Origin of the sequence: Streptomyces mayonensis, from assembly GCF_018982965.1 — a bacterium.
Classification (GTDB): Bacteria; Actinomycetota; Actinomycetes; order Streptomycetales; family Streptomycetaceae; genus Streptomyces; species Streptomyces mayonensis.
Map to the genome: position 1 here is coordinate 12647 of NZ_JACBYP010000109.1, position 15906 is coordinate 28552.

14 protein-coding genes are annotated in these 15906 nt (G+C 72.4%); 8 read left to right on the forward strand and 6 right to left on the reverse strand.

Annotated elements, in window-relative coordinates; translation table 11 throughout:
* Positions 1-180: 180 nt before the first annotated feature.
* Both HZS56_RS29985 and HZS56_RS29990 read left to right on the forward strand, forming a co-directional pair.
* On the forward strand, positions 181-699 hold the full coding sequence (locus tag HZS56_RS29985) for a PH domain-containing protein (RefSeq protein ID WP_308408191.1): 519 nt from the start codon (positions 181-183) through the stop codon (positions 697-699).
* Positions 696-2066, forward strand: a complete 1371-nt coding sequence (locus HZS56_RS29990) for a PH domain-containing protein (RefSeq protein WP_374201225.1) — start codon at positions 696-698, stop codon at positions 2064-2066. The genes HZS56_RS29985 and HZS56_RS29990 overlap by 4 nt, the downstream gene beginning before the upstream one ends.
* A 19-nt stretch (positions 2067-2085) precedes the next feature.
* Here HZS56_RS29990 and HZS56_RS29995 read toward each other — a convergent pair whose 3' ends face one another.
* Entirely contained in the window at positions 2086-3468 is a 1383-nt protein-coding gene (locus tag HZS56_RS29995) for a hypothetical protein (RefSeq protein WP_216723949.1), read from the reverse strand.
* A gap of 505 nt (positions 3469-3973) precedes the next feature.
* Between HZS56_RS29995 and HZS56_RS30000 the strand changes: the two genes are divergently transcribed.
* The 6 genes from HZS56_RS30000 to HZS56_RS30025 all read left to right on the forward strand — a co-directional run bounded on the left by HZS56_RS30000 (position 3974) and on the right by HZS56_RS30025 (position 9549).
* Positions 3974-5797 carry a phosphatidylglycerol lysyltransferase domain-containing protein gene (locus HZS56_RS30000; protein WP_253915134.1) on the forward strand — a complete coding sequence of 608 codons (1824 nt, stop codon included), beginning with the start codon at positions 3974-3976 and terminating at the stop codon, positions 5795-5797.
* Between the two features lie 505 nt (positions 5798-6302).
* A complete protein-coding gene (folP, locus tag HZS56_RS30005; RefSeq protein ID WP_216723950.1) occupies positions 6303-7202 on the forward strand; it encodes a dihydropteroate synthase in 900 nt (299 codons plus the stop codon).
* A complete protein-coding gene (locus HZS56_RS30010) occupies positions 7199-7711 on the forward strand; it encodes a nuclear transport factor 2 family protein (protein WP_216723951.1) in 513 nt (170 codons plus the stop codon). The genes folP and HZS56_RS30010 overlap by 4 nt, the downstream gene beginning before the upstream one ends.
* A gap of 241 nt (positions 7712-7952) precedes the next feature.
* Positions 7953-8312: a dihydroneopterin aldolase gene (gene folB, locus HZS56_RS30015; protein ID WP_031047303.1), complete on the forward strand. Its 360-nt coding sequence runs from the start codon at positions 7953-7955 to the stop codon at positions 8310-8312.
* Complete coding sequence (gene folK, locus HZS56_RS30020; protein WP_216723952.1) at positions 8309-8920, forward strand: 2-amino-4-hydroxy-6-hydroxymethyldihydropteridine diphosphokinase; 612 nt, start codon at positions 8309-8311, stop codon at positions 8918-8920. The genes folB and folK overlap by 4 nt, the downstream gene beginning before the upstream one ends.
* Before the next feature lie 140 nt (positions 8921-9060).
* Complete coding sequence (locus HZS56_RS30025) at positions 9061-9549, forward strand: DUF3180 domain-containing protein (RefSeq protein WP_216723953.1); 489 nt, start codon at positions 9061-9063, stop codon at positions 9547-9549.
* A gap of 192 nt (positions 9550-9741) precedes the next feature.
* Here the strand turns inward: HZS56_RS30025 and folE are convergent, their stop codons facing one another.
* The 5 genes from folE to HZS56_RS30050 form a co-directional block, all read right to left on the reverse strand.
* Positions 9742-10347 carry a GTP cyclohydrolase I FolE gene (gene folE, locus HZS56_RS30030; RefSeq protein ID WP_216723954.1) on the reverse strand — a complete coding sequence of 202 codons (606 nt, stop codon included), beginning with the start codon at positions 10345-10347 and terminating at the stop codon, positions 9742-9744.
* Positions 10348-10437: 90 nt separating this feature from the next.
* The gene (gene ftsH, locus HZS56_RS30035; RefSeq protein WP_216723960.1) at positions 10438-12477 is read right to left on the reverse strand and encodes an ATP-dependent zinc metalloprotease FtsH; all 2040 of its coding nucleotides are present in this window, start codon (positions 12475-12477) and stop codon (positions 10438-10440) included.
* 219 nt (positions 12478-12696) lie between these two features.
* Positions 12697-13257, reverse strand: a complete 561-nt coding sequence (hpt, locus tag HZS56_RS30040) for a hypoxanthine phosphoribosyltransferase (protein ID WP_031047317.1) — start codon at positions 13255-13257, stop codon at positions 12697-12699.
* Positions 13258-13330: 73 nt separating this feature from the next.
* On the reverse strand, positions 13331-14425 hold the full coding sequence (gene tilS / locus HZS56_RS30045) for a tRNA lysidine(34) synthetase TilS (RefSeq protein ID WP_216723955.1): 1095 nt from the start codon (positions 14423-14425) through the stop codon (positions 13331-13333).
* 191 nt (positions 14426-14616) lie between these two features.
* Positions 14617-15744 carry an Rv3626c family coenzyme F420 biosynthesis-associated protein gene (locus HZS56_RS30050; protein ID WP_216723956.1) on the reverse strand — a complete coding sequence of 376 codons (1128 nt, stop codon included), beginning with the start codon at positions 15742-15744 and terminating at the stop codon, positions 14617-14619.
* Positions 15745-15906: the final 162 nt, after the last annotated feature.

A 15906-nucleotide genomic window follows, 5' to 3' on the forward strand; every position in this document is an offset into this window, starting at 1 on the left:
ACGTACGCTGGCCCCATGGAGACGGGGAGCCCGGACGACACGGGCACGGCGGGGACGCCGAACGCGGCGGATCCGGCCCGGAACGAGCGGTCACGAACCGAACCGCCACACGGCAAACCGGCACGCGACGAACCGACACCCGGCGAACCGGCACCCGGCGAACCGAAGCAGACCGAACCCGTGGCGCAGACCGAACCGGCCGAGAACGAGTGGGCGCGGAACGAGCGGGCGCGGAACGAGCCGGTGTGGACCGGCCTGCCGCCCGGGCTGCTGCACATGCGACGTCTGTTGCTGGTGGTGTGGCTGGGGCTGCTGACAGTCGCCGCCGGCCTGCTGCCCGGACTGTTCCTGGGTGCCCCGTGGGCGGCCCTGGCCCTGCCTCCGCTGGCCCTGCTGGTCTGGGGCTGGGTGATGCTGGAGCGCAACTGGCGTTCCTGGCGGTACACCGAGCGCGCCGACGACCTGCTGATCAGCCGGGGAGTGCTGTGGCGGGAGGAGACCGTCGTGCCGTACGGCCGGATGCAGCTGGTCGAGGTGACGTCAGGGCCGGTGGAGCGGCACTTCGGGCTGGCCAGCGTCCAGCTGCACACGGCGGCCGCCGCGACCGACGCGACCATCCCGGGCCTCGACCCGGCCGAGGCGGAACGCCTCCGCGACCGCCTGACCGAGCTGGGCGAGGCCCGATCGGCGGGGCTGTGACGACGCCCGGGCCCGAGGACGGCACGGCACGGACCGACACGGGCGCCCCGCCCACGCACACCGGGCCCCCGCACGAAGTGGTCGAGCGGCGGCTGCACCCCGTCACGCCCCTGCGGCGGGCGTGGGCGCCGGTCGCCGTGCTCGTCGGCTGGGCCGTGCACGATCCCGACCAGGCGCAGCGCCAGCTGACCCGGCTGACCACGACCCACCTGCTGATCGGCCTCGCCGTACTGATCCCGGCCGCCGCCCTGTACGGCTTTCTGACCTGGTGGTTCACCCACTACGCGGTGACCGGGACCGAGCTGCGCATCCGCACCGGGCTCCTCTTCCGGCGCACCGCCCACATCCGCCTCGAACGCATCCAGGCCATCGACGTCACCCAGCCCCTGCTGGCCCGCGTCGTGGGGGTCGCCAAGCTCAAACTCGACGTCATAGGCACCGGCAAGAAGGACGAACTGGCCTTCCTGGACGCCGACGGGGCGCGTGCCCTGCGGGCCGAGCTGCTGGCCCGCGCGGCCGGCTTCGCGCCCGAGACCGCGCACGAGGTGGGCGAGGCCCCCGCGCGGCAGCTGCTCAGGGTGCCGCCCCGGGTCCTGGCCGTCTCGCTGCTGCTGACCGGCGCGACCTGGGGCACGCTGCTCGCCGCACTCGTCGTACCCACACTGCTGTGGCTGGCCACCCACAACCTGTGGACGGTGCTGGCGACCGCACTGCCCCTGCTGGGCGCCGCGGGCGCGAACAGCGCGGGCCGGTTCGTCGGGGAGTACGACTGGACGGTGGCCGAGTCCCCGGACGGGCTCCGGCTGGACCACGGCCTCCTCGACCGCGCCCACGAGACGGTGCCGCCGGGCCGCGTGCAGACCGTGCGGATCGTGGAACCGCTGCTGTGGCGGCGCCGCCGCTGGGTGCGCGTGGAGCTGGACGTGGCCGGTTCCTCGAACTCCGTGCTGCTGCCCGTCGCCCCGCGCGAGGTCGCCGAGTCGGTCGTCGCGCGCGTCCTGCCCGGGGTGAGCGTCCCGGCGGGCCCGGCGCTGTCGCGCCCGCCGCGCCGCGCCGGGCGGTGCAGGCCGCTGTGGTGGCGCGGCTACGGCCTCGCCGTCACCGACACGGTCTTCGCCGCCCGGTGGGGGCTGCTGCGCCGCAGGCTGGCCCTGGTGCCGCACGCCAAGGTGCAGAGCGTCCGCCTGGCCCAGGGCCCCTGGCAGCGGGCGCTGCGACTGGCCGACGTACACGTGGACACGGGGGCGAACAAGAGCGTGACCGCGCGGCTGCGCGACGCCGGCGAGGCGGCGTCCCTGCTGCGGGCCCAGGCGGAACGTTCCCGGACGGGCCGCCGCGACGCGCCGCCGGACCGCTGGATGGCCTGAGGGACCGGGCGGGCCGCGCTCAGGACACGGCGCTGCGCAGCCCTTCCACGTCGATCTGCTCGGTCTCGTCGTGGGCCGTCAGGTCGATCACCTGACCCACGTCCCGGGACTCCTCGCCCGCGGGCTTGAACTCGGTCTCGGACTCGGCCTTGTGCACGGCGAGCGCCTCCTGGCCGACCACGTCGGCGAGGTCCTCGTTCTGGACGGTCTCCAGGGCGGCATCGGACGAGTCCGCCGCTTCCGCCGTCTCCGCCGTCTCCGCCTCGTCCGTCGGGCCCTCGGATGGCTTGGTGCCGAAGAAGTCGAACGGGCCCTCCACGGGACGCCGTGCCGGGGCCGCCGGTACGACGGCCACCGCGGTCGGCACCGTGAAGTGCCCGTCGGCCCTGCGGGTGGGCTGCGCGGGGCGTTCGCCGGACGGGTCCGCCGGGGAGGCGGCGGTGTGCTCGTGGTCGTCGGCCGCCTCGGACCGCCCCTGCGCCTCGCCCTCCTGTCCCGCGTCGGCCGGAGTGCGCTCGCCGCCCCCGTCGCCACCGTCGTCCCCGTCACCGCCGTCGCGGGAACCGCCGGCGTCGGCGTCCGGGGCCTTTCCGGGGTCGTCGACGTCGTCGTGCGACTCGGCACCGCCGTCCCGGTCACCACGGTCCGGGTCGGCGGGAGCGTCCTCGTCGGCGGGAGCGCCGTCGTCGTCGAAGCGCGCGAGGGCCGCGTTCGCACGCAGGAAGAGCCGCGACCCCTCGGGCGAGAAGACCCCCGGAGCCCCGTCGCCCTCCGCAGCCTCGGCCTCCTTCCCGACCACGTCTGCCACGTCCGCCACGTCCGCCACGTCCGCCGGGCCCGCCACGCCCGCCGGATCCGCCGCCGCACTGTCCGGGACGCCGCCCTCGGCCGGGCGGTCCTCCCGCTCGGGAGCCGGGCGGGCCGCGGGCAGCGCGGGGGCCTGCGGCACGGCCTCGATCTCCAGCAGGCGGCGGCCCTCCAGCGCGCTGGCGCGCTCGGTCTCCGCCGTGGCGTAGCGCCGCAGCAGCGAGGCGTGCTCGTTGCGCAGTCCGGCCAGCTCCGTGCGCTTGGCCCGCAGCCGGTGCTCCAGCTTCTGCCGCAGCTCGCGCGACTCCTCCAGGTCGGACTCCAGTTCGGCGACCCGCTCCTCGAAGCGCCACTCGTCGCTGGCGCGCACGCGCGTGAGGTCGGCCACCTGGCGACCGGCCTGTACGTCCCAGTGGCGCATGACGACCGCGCCGACCACGGCCGTCACCGCGGCGGCCGCGGCCAGTACGCGCAGGATCAGGGTCTCGCTGAACAACCAGGGCCCGAGGGCGCAGACGATCGAAACGCCTGCGATCGCCGACGGAGGAAGCAGCCTGTGCAGAGGCGGGGAATGGCGGTGACGTCCACGTGGCATGGCCAGAAACTTACCGCGCGTAGGCGAATCTTGGCGCCCCGCCCCGGAAAAACACGGCCGTCTCCCGCGCGTTCACACGCCACCGGGAATCCACACCTTCAACTCAGGCCGAATTACTTCAAGATCATTCATGCGCCTGCCCGTCGAGTCAGCCACCCAACCGCCCCGAGCCCGCGGGATTCCCCCGCCGAACCTCAGCGCGTCCCGGCATTCGCTCCGCCGGACCGGCCATCGGCGACGGACAGCGAAGTGGGCCGCGGAGCGGTGTTCTTGAAACACCACCGAGCCAGGCTTCGGGGCACAGTAACCACCGGCGGAATTCCCGGCGACACCCCAGCTCCGCGACCCACGACCCGCCCGGTAATGCGGCGGCCACCCCAGGAAGACCGGGCTTTCGCCCCGGGAGTGAACCTGTTCCCCCGGGACGCCGTCCTAGAGGGTGCAATGTCGCCGGATGCCCGAATCGGGGTCCGGCCCCACGCTCACTCGCAGAACCACAGGTGCGATGTCTGTCAGGCCAGATGAGGAAACGTCGGACAGAAGACCCTCCCGCGTACGCCGATTGCCGCGCGGCCCTCGTCCGGAGAACGTGCCACTCCTCGTCGGCCGCACCTGTTCGCTCGTCGGACTGCTGGACATCGCCGCGGGCTCCTTCCCAGGTTTCCGCCACAGCCGTATGCACGCCCTCGCGGAGGTCATACCCGGCGCCTTCGGCCCGTTCGCCGCGGCCCTGTCCCTCAGCGCCGGCGTCCTGCTCCTGCTGCTCGCCCACGGCCTCAAACGGCGCAAGCGCCGCGCCTGGCGGGCGGCGATCGCCCTCCTCCCGGTCGGCGCGGCGGCCCAGTTCGGCTACCGGCACTCGCTCCTCGGCGTCCTGCTCTCCCTCGCGCTGCTCGCGTTCCTGCTGCGTCACCGGGACCAGTTCGCGGCCCTGCCCGACCCGCGCAGCCGCTGGCGCGCGCTCGCCAACTTCGTCCTCATGAGCGCCGGTTCCGTCCTCCTGGGCCTGCTTGTCGTCAACGCCCACTCGCACCGCATGGTCGGCGACCCGAGCGTGGCGGACCGCATCGCCCAGGTCCTGTACGGCCTGATCGGCGTCGAGGGCCCGATCGACTACCGGGGCAACACCTCGTGGACGGTCGCCTTCTCACTCGGCGCCCTGGGCATGCTCACCGCCCTCACGACCGCCTACCTGGCCTTCCGCCCGGAACACCCCGCCGCGCGACTCACCGAGGACGACGAGCGGCGCCTGCGCGCGCTGCTCGCCGGACACGGCGCCCGGGACTCCCTCGGCCACTTCGCGCTGCGCCGCGACAAGGCGGTGGTCTTCTCCCCCAGCGGCAAGGCCGCCGTCACCTACCGGGTCGTCTCCGGGGTGATGCTGGCCAGCGGCGACCCGATCGGCGACGTCGAGGCCTGGCCGGGCGCGATCGAGCGTTTCATGGACGAGGCCCGCGCCCACTCCTGGACACCGGCCGTCATGGGCTGCTCCGAGACCGGCGGCGAGGTGTGGACCCGCGAGACCGGGCTCGACGCCCTCGAACTGGGCGACGAGGCGGTGGTGGACGTCGCGGATTTCTCCCTCGCCGGCCGCGCGATGCGCAACGTGCGCCAGATGGTCAAGCGCATTGAGCGCGCCGGTTACGAGACCCGAGTACGACGCGTGGCCGACCTCGGCGACGCCGAACTGGACCGCGTACGCCGTGCCGCCGGCGCCTGGCGCGGCACGGACAACGAGCGCGGCTTCTCCATGGCCCTGGGCCGCATCGGCGACCCGGCCGACGGCGACTGCCTGATCGCGACGGCGCACAAGCAGGACGCAGAGCCGGGCGAGTACGGCGACCTGAAGGCGATCCTGCACTTCGTGCCGTGGGGCCCGGACGGCGCGTCCCTCGACCTCATGCGACGCGACCGCTCGGCCGACCCGGGCATGAACGAACTGCTGATCGTGGCCGCGCTCCAGTCGGCCCCGAGGCTGGGCGTCGCGCGGGTGTCCCTCAACTTCGCGATGTTCCGCGCGGCGCTCGCGCGCGGCGAGAAGATCGGCGCGGGTCCGGTGCTGCGGGCGTGGCGCGGACTGCTGCTGTTCCTCTCCCGCTGGTTCCAGATCGAGTCCCTCTACAAGTTCAACGCGAAGTTCCGCCCGCGCTGGGAGCCGCGCTTCGTCGTCTACCGAACCTCCGCGGACCTCCCCCGCATCGGCTTCGCCGCGATGCAGGCGGAGGGCTTCGTCACCCTCGCGCCGCCGCTGCCGTGGCGCCCGGCGCGGGTGCGGGGCGCGCAGCCCGGCGCTGCCCTGGCACCCGGCGTGGGTGCGGGCCGGGGGTGAGTGGCGCAGCCCGGCGCAGCGGGGTGCCGCAGCGCCCACCCGTGCCGCCCTGGGGGTACCTCCCAGTCCGTTCAGGCACTGGGGGAGGCACGACTGCCCGCAGCTAGGAGCAGCACGGCGCGGCATCCCTCCAAGGCGCGGGTGAACCGCGTACGGCGGGAAAGCGCAGCCGCGTACGGCGGGAAGGAGGCCACCGGCCCTGAGCGGGAAAGCGCAGCCGCGTACGGCGGGGAGGGGTCACCGGCCGTGGGCGGGGAGGTGCGGACGCGTACGGCGGGAAGGGACGTGTCGGGGGGTGTTCGCCCGCAGCGGTTGGCGCGTCAACGCCCCGCGCCTCTCCACGCAACCGATTCCGCGCCGTTCCGAGGACGGACACCCCCCGGCGCGGCCCGACCCACAACGCAACCCAAGGCGCTACGCGCACCCCCACCGAACCCGCACAGGCGCCGCAGGCATCGGCGAACCACCCACCGCACCACCCCCACCCTGGGCCTACGCTGAACACATGAGCAAGCAGACCGGCCGGCGCCGACACCTCGCAGGGCTGAGCGCATGGGACCGCTGCGCCGTCATGGGCGTCGTCAACGTCACCCCCGACTCCTTCTCCGACGGCGGCCGCTACTTCGACACCACGGCCGCCATCAAACACGGCCTCGGCCTGGTCGCCGAGGGCGCCGACCTCGTGGACGTCGGCGGCGAGTCCACCCGCCCCGGCGCCACCCGCGTCGACGAGGACGAGGAGCTCAGGCGTGTCGTCCCGGTCGTGCGCGGCCTCGCCTCCGAAGGCGTCACGGTCTCCGTCGACACCATGCGCGCCTCAGTCGCCGAGCAGGCCCTCGTCGCCGGCGCCGCCCTGGTGAACGACGTCAGCGGCGGCCTGGCGGACCCGAGGATGATCCCGGTCGTCGCCGACGCGGGCGCCCCCTTCGTCGTCATGCACTGGCGCGGCCTCCTGGCAGGCGGCAACGTGAAGGGCTCCTACGACGACGTCGTCGCCGAGGTCGTCGCCGAGCTCCGCGCGCGTGTGGAGGCCGTCCTGGAGGGTGGCGTCGCCCCCGACCGCATCGTCGTCGACCCCGGTCTCGGCTTCTCCAAGGACGCCGAGCACGACCTCGTTCTCCTCGCCCATCTGGACCGCCTCCTCACCCTCGGCCACCCCCTCCTCGTCGCCGCCTCCCGCAAACGCTTCCTCGGCCGGGTCCTCGCCGGCCCGGAGGCCGCCCCGCCCCCCGCGCGGGAGCGCGACGCGGCCACCGCCGCCGTCTCCGCCCTCGCGGCGCACGCCGGCGCGTGGGCCGTGCGCGTCCACGAGGTCCGCGCCACGGCCGACGCCGTACGCGTCGCCCGCGCCGTCGAGGGCGCCCGCTCCGCCGAGCGCACCCGCCCCACCGAAGGCACCCGGTGAACGCCCCGCACCTCGACGTGGAGCAGGTCGAGGCCGCCAACGCCGCCTTCTACCAGGCAGTGGAGGAGGGCGACTTCGAGAAGGTCTCCGGCTTCTGGCTCACCCCGTCCGACCTGGGCGTCGACGAGACGTACCACGACCCCGCCGACACCGGCGTGGTCTCCTGCGTGCACCCCGGCTGGCCGGTGCTCACCGGCCGCGGGGAGGTCCTCCGCTCGTACGCCCTGATCATGGCGAACACGGACTACATCCAGTTCTTCCTCACCGACGTGCACGTGTCCGTCACCGGCGACACCGCCCTGGTGACCTGCACCGAGAACATCCTCAGCGGCGGCCCCGCCCCCGAGGGCGACGACGAGCTCGGCCCGCTCGTCGGCCAGCTCGTGGTCGCCACGAACGCGTTCCGGCGCACGCCGGCCGGCTGGAAGCTCTGGTCGCACCACGCCTCCCCGGTCCTCGCCGGCACGGAGGACACGGAGGACGAGGAAGGCGACGAGACACCCCCCTGACCCGACCCGGCGCAGCGCAGGAAGTGGTTGGAATCACGGGCCACCGGGTATGGGCGGCTACCAACCCGTGATCCACCGGGACCGCCAGGGCAAACGCGCGGTGAAAACCGCCGTTCCCCACCCGGTCCCACACCCCCGTGGCCCGGCACTGTCAGTGCCCGCGGGTAGATTCGACTGGGGCCGTCGTATCCCCCGCACGTGGTACGACCGGCCGAGACCGACGACTGCAGGAGTGATTCGCGTGGATCGTGTCGCGCTGCGCGGCCTGAAGGCCCGTGGGCACCACGGTGTGTTCCCCAAGGAACGCGAGGACGGCCAGACCTTCCTCGTGGACATCGTCCTGGGCCTGGACACCCGCCCCGCCGCGGCCGACGACGACCTGGCGAAGACCGTGCACTACGGCATCGTGGCCGAGGAGGTCGTGGCCGTCGTCGAGGGCGAGCCCGTCAACCTCGTCGAGACGCTCGCCGACCGCATCGCCCAGGTCTGCCTGAAGCACGAGGGGGTCGAGGAGGTCGAGGTCTGCGTCCACAAGCCCGACGCACCGATCACCGTGCCCTTCGACGACGTGACCGTCACCATCATCCGGAGCCGTGTATGAGCGCCCCCTTCGCCAAGGGTCCGAGCGACCCGACCGTACAGCCCGTGCCCGCCTCCGTCATCGAGCAGGTGGACGCCGCGGACACCACCCTCTCCAACCCGAAACGCGCGGTGCTCGCCCTCGGCGCCAACCTGGGCAACCGCCTGGAGACCCTCCAGGGTGCGATCGACGCCCTGGAGGACACCCCGGGCGTACGCGTCAAAGGGGTCTCCCCGGTCTACGAGACCGAGCCGTGGGGCGTCGCACCCGACAGCCAGCCTTCCTACTTCAACGCGGTCGTGATCGTGAAGACCACCCTGCCCCCGTCGTCCCTCCTGGAGCGGGCGCACGCGGTCGAGGAGGCCTTCCACCGCGTCCGCGACGAGCACTGGGGCCCCCGCACCCTGGACGTCGACATCATCGCGTACGCCGAGGTCGTCTCCGACGACCCGCAGCTCACCCTCCCCCACCCCCGCGCCCACGAACGCGCCTTCGTGCTCGCCCCGTGGCTGGACGTGGACCCGGGGGCGCTGCTGCCCGGCCAGGGCGCGGTCGCCGCCCTCCTGGAGTCCGTGACCCGCGAAGGCGTCACGCCCCGCGCCGACCTGGAACTCCGGCTGCCCGAGTAGTCGTTAAGGTCGACGAGATCGACAAGGCTAAGGACGGCGCAGGACGGCGCAGGTACGCCGCAGGAACGGCGCAAGGACAACGCGGGGACGGCGGCAGGGACGACGCCCCGGCTGGGGAACCGAAGGGACACCGGAACACCGTGAAAGAGCTGCGCATCAGGGTGCTGGCCGGCGTGTTCGTCGTCGCCGGAGTCCTCTCCTGGGCCGGCGCCCGCCTGTGGAACTCGGTCGGGACCCTGCCGAGCGTCCCCCTGGCCGCCCCTGTCGTCCTGGCCCTGATCGCGGTGATCCTGCTGGCCACGGCGCTCTCGATCCGCGCCCGTCTGAAGGCGCAGCGGGAGCGCGTCCCCGGCGCCAAGGGCGTCGACCCGATGATGGCGGCCCGCGCGGTCGTCTTCGGCCAGGCCAGCGCCCTGGTGGCCGCCCTCGTCGCCGGGATGTACGGCGGCACGGGCGTCTTCCTGCTGGAGTACCTCGACATCCCGGCCCGCCGCGACCAGGCCGTCTACGCGGGCCTCTCGGTCGTGGCGGGCATCGGCGTGATAGCGGCCGCGGTCTTCATGGAACGCGTCTGCAAGCTCCCGGAGGACGAGGACGACGACCACCCGGGCACAGCCACGGCGGCCTGACCCGCCCCACAACGCCCCGCAACGACCCCCAACGCGCCGCCCCGACCCCCAACGGCCCACAACAGCCGCCAGCGGCCCACAACGACCCGCAAGGCCCACAACGGCCTGCTGCCCCGGCCCACATGCCGCAGCCCAGAGCGACCTGCCGCAGCCCACAGGGGCCTGCCCCGGCTCACAGGGGCCTGCCGCGGCTCAACGTGCGAGTATCAGGCTCATCGCCTCGGACCGGGTCGTGGCGTCCCGAAGCTGCCCCCGTACCGCCGACGTGGTGGTCTTGGCCCCCGGCTTACGGACCCCGCGCACCGACATGCACATGTGCTCGGCCTCGACCACGACGATCACGCCCCGGGCTTCGAGGATCTTCATGAGGGAGTCCGCCACCTGCGTGGTGAGACGTTCCTGCACCTGCAGACGCCGCGCGAAGACCTCCACCAGCCGTGCGAGCTTGGAAAGCCCGGTGATCTTGCCGTTCTCCGCCGGGATGTACCCGATGTGGGCCACCCCGTGGAACGGCAGCATGTGGTGCTCGCAGAGACTGACGATTTCGATGTCCTTCACCAGGACCATCTCGTCGTGTCCGATGTCGAACGTCGTCGTCAGTACGTCCTCGGGCTCCTGCGTGTTCCCCGCCAGGAGCTCCCGGTACGCCCGCGCCACCCGCGCCGGGGTCTCGCGCAGGCCCTCGCGGTCCGGGTCCTCGCCGACCGCGATGAGCAGCTCGCGTACGGCGTTCTCGGCGCGCTTCTCGTCGAACTCGCCGATCTGGCCCTCGCCGTCCAGCGTCACGGGGTCGGTCATGTGGTGCCTCGTTCCTGATCCGTCCTGCGGTCGGCATACATTCCGGGCCTGGTGAGGCGACCGGGAGCGACCGGGGTCAGCCGACCTGGGTCAGCTCTCGGGCCGGTCCTCCGGCGACCGCTCCGGCGCCGGTGCCGACTCCGGGGCGGGGCTCTTGACGGTGGAGATCGCCGCCGTCGCGCCGTTCGCTCCGTTCGTCAGGGCCAGCTCCTTCGGGGAGAGGACCGGCGGACGGGTCGACGGCGTGCGCCGCGAGGAACCGGTCCAGGCGGGCCGGGCGGGACGCTTGACGATCTGGGCGAAGATCTCGGCGATCTCCTCCTTGCCCAGCGTCTCCTTCTCCAGCAGCGCGAGGACGAGGTTGTCCAGGACGTCGCGGTTCTCGACCAGGATCTCCCACGCCTCGTTGTGCGCCGTCTCGATGAGCTTCTTGACCTCCTCGTCGACCAGCGCGGCGACCTCTTCCGAGTAGTCGCGCTGGTGGGCCATCTCACGCCCGAGGAACGGCTCGCTGTTGTCGCCGCCGAACTTGATCGCACCGAGGCGCTCGGTCATGCCGTACTGCGTGACCATCGCGCGGGCCACACCGGTGGCCTTCTCGATGTCGTTGGCGGCGCCCGTCGTCGGATCGTGGAAGACCAGTTCCTCGGCCGCGCGGCCGCCCAGCATGTAGGCGAGCTGGTCGAGCATCTCGTTGCGCGTGGTCGAGTACTTGTCCTCGTCCGGGAGCACCATCGTGTAACCGAGGGCCCGGCCTCTGGAGAGGATCGTGATCTTGTGGACGGGGTCGGAGTTCGGTGAGGCCGCCGCGACCAGGGCGTGTCCGCCCTCGTGGTACGCGGTGATCTTCTTCTCCTTGTCCGACATGATCCGGGTCCGCTTCTGCGGGCCCGCGACCACCCGGTCGATCGCCTCGTCCAGCATGTGGTTGTCGATCAGCTTCTGGTCGCTGCGGGCCGTCAGCAGGGCGGCCTCGTTCAGCACGTTGGCCAGATCGGCACCGGTCATGCCGGGCGTACGGCGGGCGACGGCCGACAGGTCGACGTTCGGCGCGACCGGCTTGCCCTTCTGGTGGACCTTGAGGATCTCCAGACGGCCCTGCATGTCCGGGCGGTCGACGGCGATCTGCCGGTCGAAGCGTCCGGGACGCAGCAGCGCCGGGTCGAGGATGTCCGGCCGGTTCGTGGCGGCGATGAGGATCACGCCGCCCTTCACGTCGAAGCCGTCCATCTCGACGAGCAGCTGGTTCAGCGTCTGCTCGCGCTCGTCGTGACCGCCGCCGAGGCCGGCGCCGCGGTGGCGGCCGACCGCGTCGATCTCGTCGACGAAGACGATGGCCGGGGCGTTCGCCTTGGCCTGTTCGAACAGGTCACGTACCCGGGAGGCACCGACTCCGACGAACATCTCGACGAAGTCGGAACCGGAGATCGAGTAGAACGGCACGCCCGCCTCGCCCGCGACGGCGCGCGCGAGCAGGGTCTTGCCGGTGCCGGGCGGGCCGTACAGCAGCACGCCCTTGGGAATCTTCGCGCCGACGGCCTGGAACTTGGCCGGCTCCTGGAGGAACTCCTTGATCTCGTGGAGTTCCTCGACGGCCTCGTCCGAACCGGCGACGTCGGTGAACGTCGTCTTGGGCGTGTCCTTGGTGATGAGCTTGGCCTTGGACTTGCCGAAGTTCATGACCCGGGAGCCGCCGCCCTGCATCTGATTCATCAGGAACAGGAAGACGACCACGATCAGGACGAAGGGAAGCAGGGAGAGCAGGATTCCGACGAACGGGTTCTGCTTCGACGGCGACACGGTGTAGCCGTCGGGGATCTGCTTGTCCTGGTACTTGTTCTGCAGTGTGTTGGCGAGGGTCACGCCCTGGTCGCCGATGTAACTCGCCTGGATCTTCGAGTCGCCCTCGACCTTTTCGCCGTCCTTGAGCTGGACCTTGATGGTCTGCTCGTCGCCGGTGGTCAGTTTGGCCGACTCGACCTTGTTGTCGTTGATCGCCTGGACGACCTGGCCAGTGTCCACCGTCTTGTAGCCGCCGGACGAGCCGACGACCTGCATCAACACGACCACGGCAAGGACGGCCAGCACGATCCACATGACCGGCCCACGGAAGTATCGCTTCACGTCCATCCACACGGAGCGGTGCCGCCCCGTCCCTCCTGCCATAGTGAGTTTGATAAGACAGTTCTTCTGACGGTACCCCAGCGCGGTGGCCCTCAGGCGCACGGGAGGGCCGGCGTCCCGTCTGCATGCTCCAACGGCGCGACGGCCTCAGGGGTTCCCGTCCGCCCGCCGAAACGCCGTGCGACCCGTCACGGTGCCGCGTCAGCCACCGTAGACGGTGCTGCGTCAGCCACCGTAGACGTGGGGCGCGAGCGTACCGACGAACGGGAGGTTGCGGTACTTCTCGGCGTAGTCGAGGCCGTAGCCGACGACGAACTCGTTGGGGATGTCGAAGCCGGCCCACTCGACGTCGATGGCGACCTTCGCCGCGTCGGGCTTGCGCAGCAGCGTGCACACCTTGAGGGAGGCGGGCTCGCGCGAGCCGAGGTTGGAGATCAGCCAGGACAGGGTCAGGCCGGAGTCGATGATGTCCTCGACGATCAGGACGTGCCGGCCCTTGATGTCGGTGTCGAGGTCCTTGAGGATCCGCACCACTCCGGAGGACTGGGTGCCCGCGCCGTACGACGACACCGCCATCCAGTCCATGGTGACGGGGGTGGACAACGACCGGGCGAGGTCGGCCATGACCATCACGGCGCCCTTGAGCACGCCGACGATGAGCAGGTCCTTGCCCGCGTACTCCGCGTCGATCTTCGCGGCCAGCTCGGCCAGCTTCGCGTCGATCTCTTCCTTGGTGATGAGCACCTTCTCGAGGTCGGCACCCATGTCGTTCGCGTCCACCCGCATCACTTTCGGTCGTCCCACCGGCCCTCCGGAGCGTCCCGGCGACCCGTGTGCGGATCGGCGGGATGGTCCGGATTCAGCCTTGCCGAATCACCAGTCTGCCACCCTGCCTGCGGGCGACGACCTTGCCGGGGAGGTTGATGGCTCCCTGGCCGCGCCAGCCGGTGATCAGCCGGTCGACTTCCTCGATGTGGCGGGCGAACAGCGCGCCGGCCGGAGCACCGGCCTCGATGGCGGCACGGCGCAGGATCCGGCGGCGTACGGCGGGCGGCAGGGCGTAGAGCCCGGCGCACTCCAGGACGCCGGTGGCGTCGCGGACGCCGGCCTCGGCCTGGCGGGCCCAGGTGTCGAGGGCGTCGGCGTCGTCCCGGGAGAGCTGGGCGGTACGGGCGAGGGCCTCGACGACGCCCTTGCCGAGGGCCTTCTCCAGGGCGGGCAGGCCCTCGTGGCGCAGTCGGGAGCGGGTGTAGGCGGGGTCGGCGTTGTGAGGGTCGTCCCAGACGGGCAGTGACTGGACCATGCAGGCCTTGCGGGCGGTCTGCCGGTCCACCTGGAGGAAGGGGCGCCGGTAACGGCCGTCGGCCCCCGAGACCGCGGCCATGCCCGACAGGGAGCGGATGCCGGAGCCGCGGGCGAGGCCCAGCAGGACGGTCTCGGCCTGGTCGTCGCGGGTGTGTCCGAGCAGGACGGCGGCGGCGCCGTGCCGGGTGGCGGCGGCGTCCAGGGCGGCGTAGCGGGCGTCACGGGCGGCGGCTTCGGGGCCTCCCGCGCGGCCGACGCTGACGGCGGTGGACTCCACGGGGTCGAGGCCGAGTTCGCGCAGGCGCAGGACGACCTCTTCGGCGCGCAGGTCGGAGCCGGTCTGCAGGCCGTGGTCGACGGTGACGCCGCCGGCGCGGAGGCCGAGGCGGGGGGCTTCGAAGGCGAGGGCGGAGGCGAGCGCCATGGAGTCGGCGCCGCCGGAGCAGGCCACGAGCACGAGCGGTGACGGCGGGCGCTCGGGCGTTCGTTCGACGGTCGTCGTGCCGGACGGCACGTTGGACGACGTGGTGGACGGCGTGGCGGCCGTTGCGGCGGGAGCGCCGACCGTCTTGTTCAGTTCGGTGAGGATGTCGTGGAGGACGCGGCGGACCGCCAGGCGTATCGCCGCGACCGCAGGATGGGGACCCATGTCCGGTGCCCTTCATGAAGTTTTCGGGGGTGAGCCCGAGGCTCGGTCACGCAGAGTGTGTAGATGGTGACAGAAACGGGCCGTTCCCCGAGCATCGCACGCCTGCCGAAGGCTCACGGTCCCTCGGACGGGTGATTGGAGGGTCGTTCGACTGCCGTCGGCCGGAATCGTTTCACGCCCCGCCCGGGGGCTCACGCCTCCGGCTTGCGGTGCACCCGCGCGATCCAGTCCGCCGGTTTGGCGATCTCCGACTTGGTGGGGAGGGTGTTCGGGGAGGTCCAGACGCGGTTGAAGCCGTCCATGCCGCACTCGTCGACGACGGCCCGCACGAAGCGCTCCCCGTCGCGGTACTGGCGGAGCTTGGCGTCCAGGCCGAGCAGCCTGCGCAGCGCCATGTCGAGGCGGGAGGCGCCCTTCGCGCGGCGCTGCTGAAACTTCTCGCGGATCTCGCCGACGCTCGGCACCACCGCGGGGCCGACCCCGTCCATCACGTAGTCGGCGTGGCCCTCCAGCAGCGACATCACGGCGGTGAGGCGGCCGAGGACCTCGCGCTGCGCCGGCGTCTGCACCAGCTCGACCAGCGACCGGCCGCCGTCGTCCTCCTCCGCCTCGGGGCGGCCCCCGGCGAGGGTCTGGGCGGCCTCGCGCACCCGTTCGAGCACGGTCATGGGGTCGACATCGGTCTCGGCCAGGAACGACTGGATTTCGCCCTCGAGGTGGTCGCGCAGCCAGGGCACCGCGGTGAACTGGGTGCGGTGCGTCTCCTCGTGCAGGGTCACCCACAGGCGGAAGTCGTGCGGCTGTACGTCGAGTTCGCGTTCGACGTGCACGATGTTCGGCGCGACGAGGAGCAGTCGGCCGCCGCCGTGCGCACCGGCGGGCAGGTCCCGGGTGGCGGGGGCGAAGGTCTCGTACTGGCCGAGGACGCGGGAGGACAGGAACGACAGCAGCATGCCCAGCTCCACGCCGGTGACCTTGCCGCCGACGGCGCCGAGGACCGCGTTGCCGGCGCTGCCGCCGCGCCGCTCCTGCATCTTCTCCAGCAGGGGTTTGAGGATCTCCCGGAACCCGGCGACGTTCGCCCGGATCCAGCCGGGCCGGTCGACGACCAGGACGGGGGTGTCGTTGGCCTCGTCGGTGGCCATACGGGTGAAGCCCCGGACGTGTTCCTCCGAGGACCTGGCATGGCGGCGGAGTTCCGCGACGACGGCCCTGGCCTCGTCGCGGCTCACCTCGGGGCCCGGCCGTACGAGCCGGGTCGCGGTCGCCACCGCGAGGTTCCAGTCGACCATGCCGGTAGATGCGCCGATGCTCGTCATGTGTCAACGGTACGGGAGCGCTGCCGCTGGGGGCAGGCTGTGGGAGTGCTGGTGGGGTGCGGGCGGGGTTCTGGGCGCCCGGCGTGCGTGCTGGGCGAGGGTGGGTCGCGCGGCCCGGCGCCGGCCGGGTGCCTCCCCCAGAGGGGGTACCCCCAGCGCCAC

Bases quoted from the DNA above. Each gene is read 5' to 3' on its own strand.
- HZS56_RS29995 (WP_216723949.1), bottom strand. From the start codon at position 3,468: ATGCCACGTGGACGTCACCGCCATTCCCCGCCTCTGCACAGGCTGCTT.
- HZS56_RS30000 (WP_253915134.1), top strand. From the start codon at position 3,974: ATGTCTGTCAGGCCAGATGAGGAAACGTCGGACAGAAGACCCTCCCGC.
- folP (WP_216723950.1), top strand. From the start codon at position 6,303: ATGAGCAAGCAGACCGGCCGGCGCCGACACCTCGCAGGGCTGAGCGCA.
- folK (WP_216723952.1), top strand. From the start codon at position 8,309: ATGAGCGCCCCCTTCGCCAAGGGTCCGAGCGACCCGACCGTACAGCCC.
- folE (WP_216723954.1), bottom strand. From the start codon at position 10,347: ATGACCGACCCCGTGACGCTGGACGGCGAGGGCCAGATCGGCGAGTTC.
- ftsH (WP_216723960.1), bottom strand. From the start codon at position 12,477: ATGGACGTGAAGCGATACTTCCGTGGGCCGGTCATGTGGATCGTGCTG.
- hpt (WP_031047317.1), bottom strand. From the start codon at position 13,257: ATGCGGGTGGACGCGAACGACATGGGTGCCGACCTCGAGAAGGTGCTC.
- tilS (WP_216723955.1), bottom strand. From the start codon at position 14,425: ATGGGTCCCCATCCTGCGGTCGCGGCGATACGCCTGGCGGTCCGCCGC.
- HZS56_RS30050 (WP_216723956.1), bottom strand. From the start codon at position 15,744: ATGACGAGCATCGGCGCATCTACCGGCATGGTCGACTGGAACCTCGCG.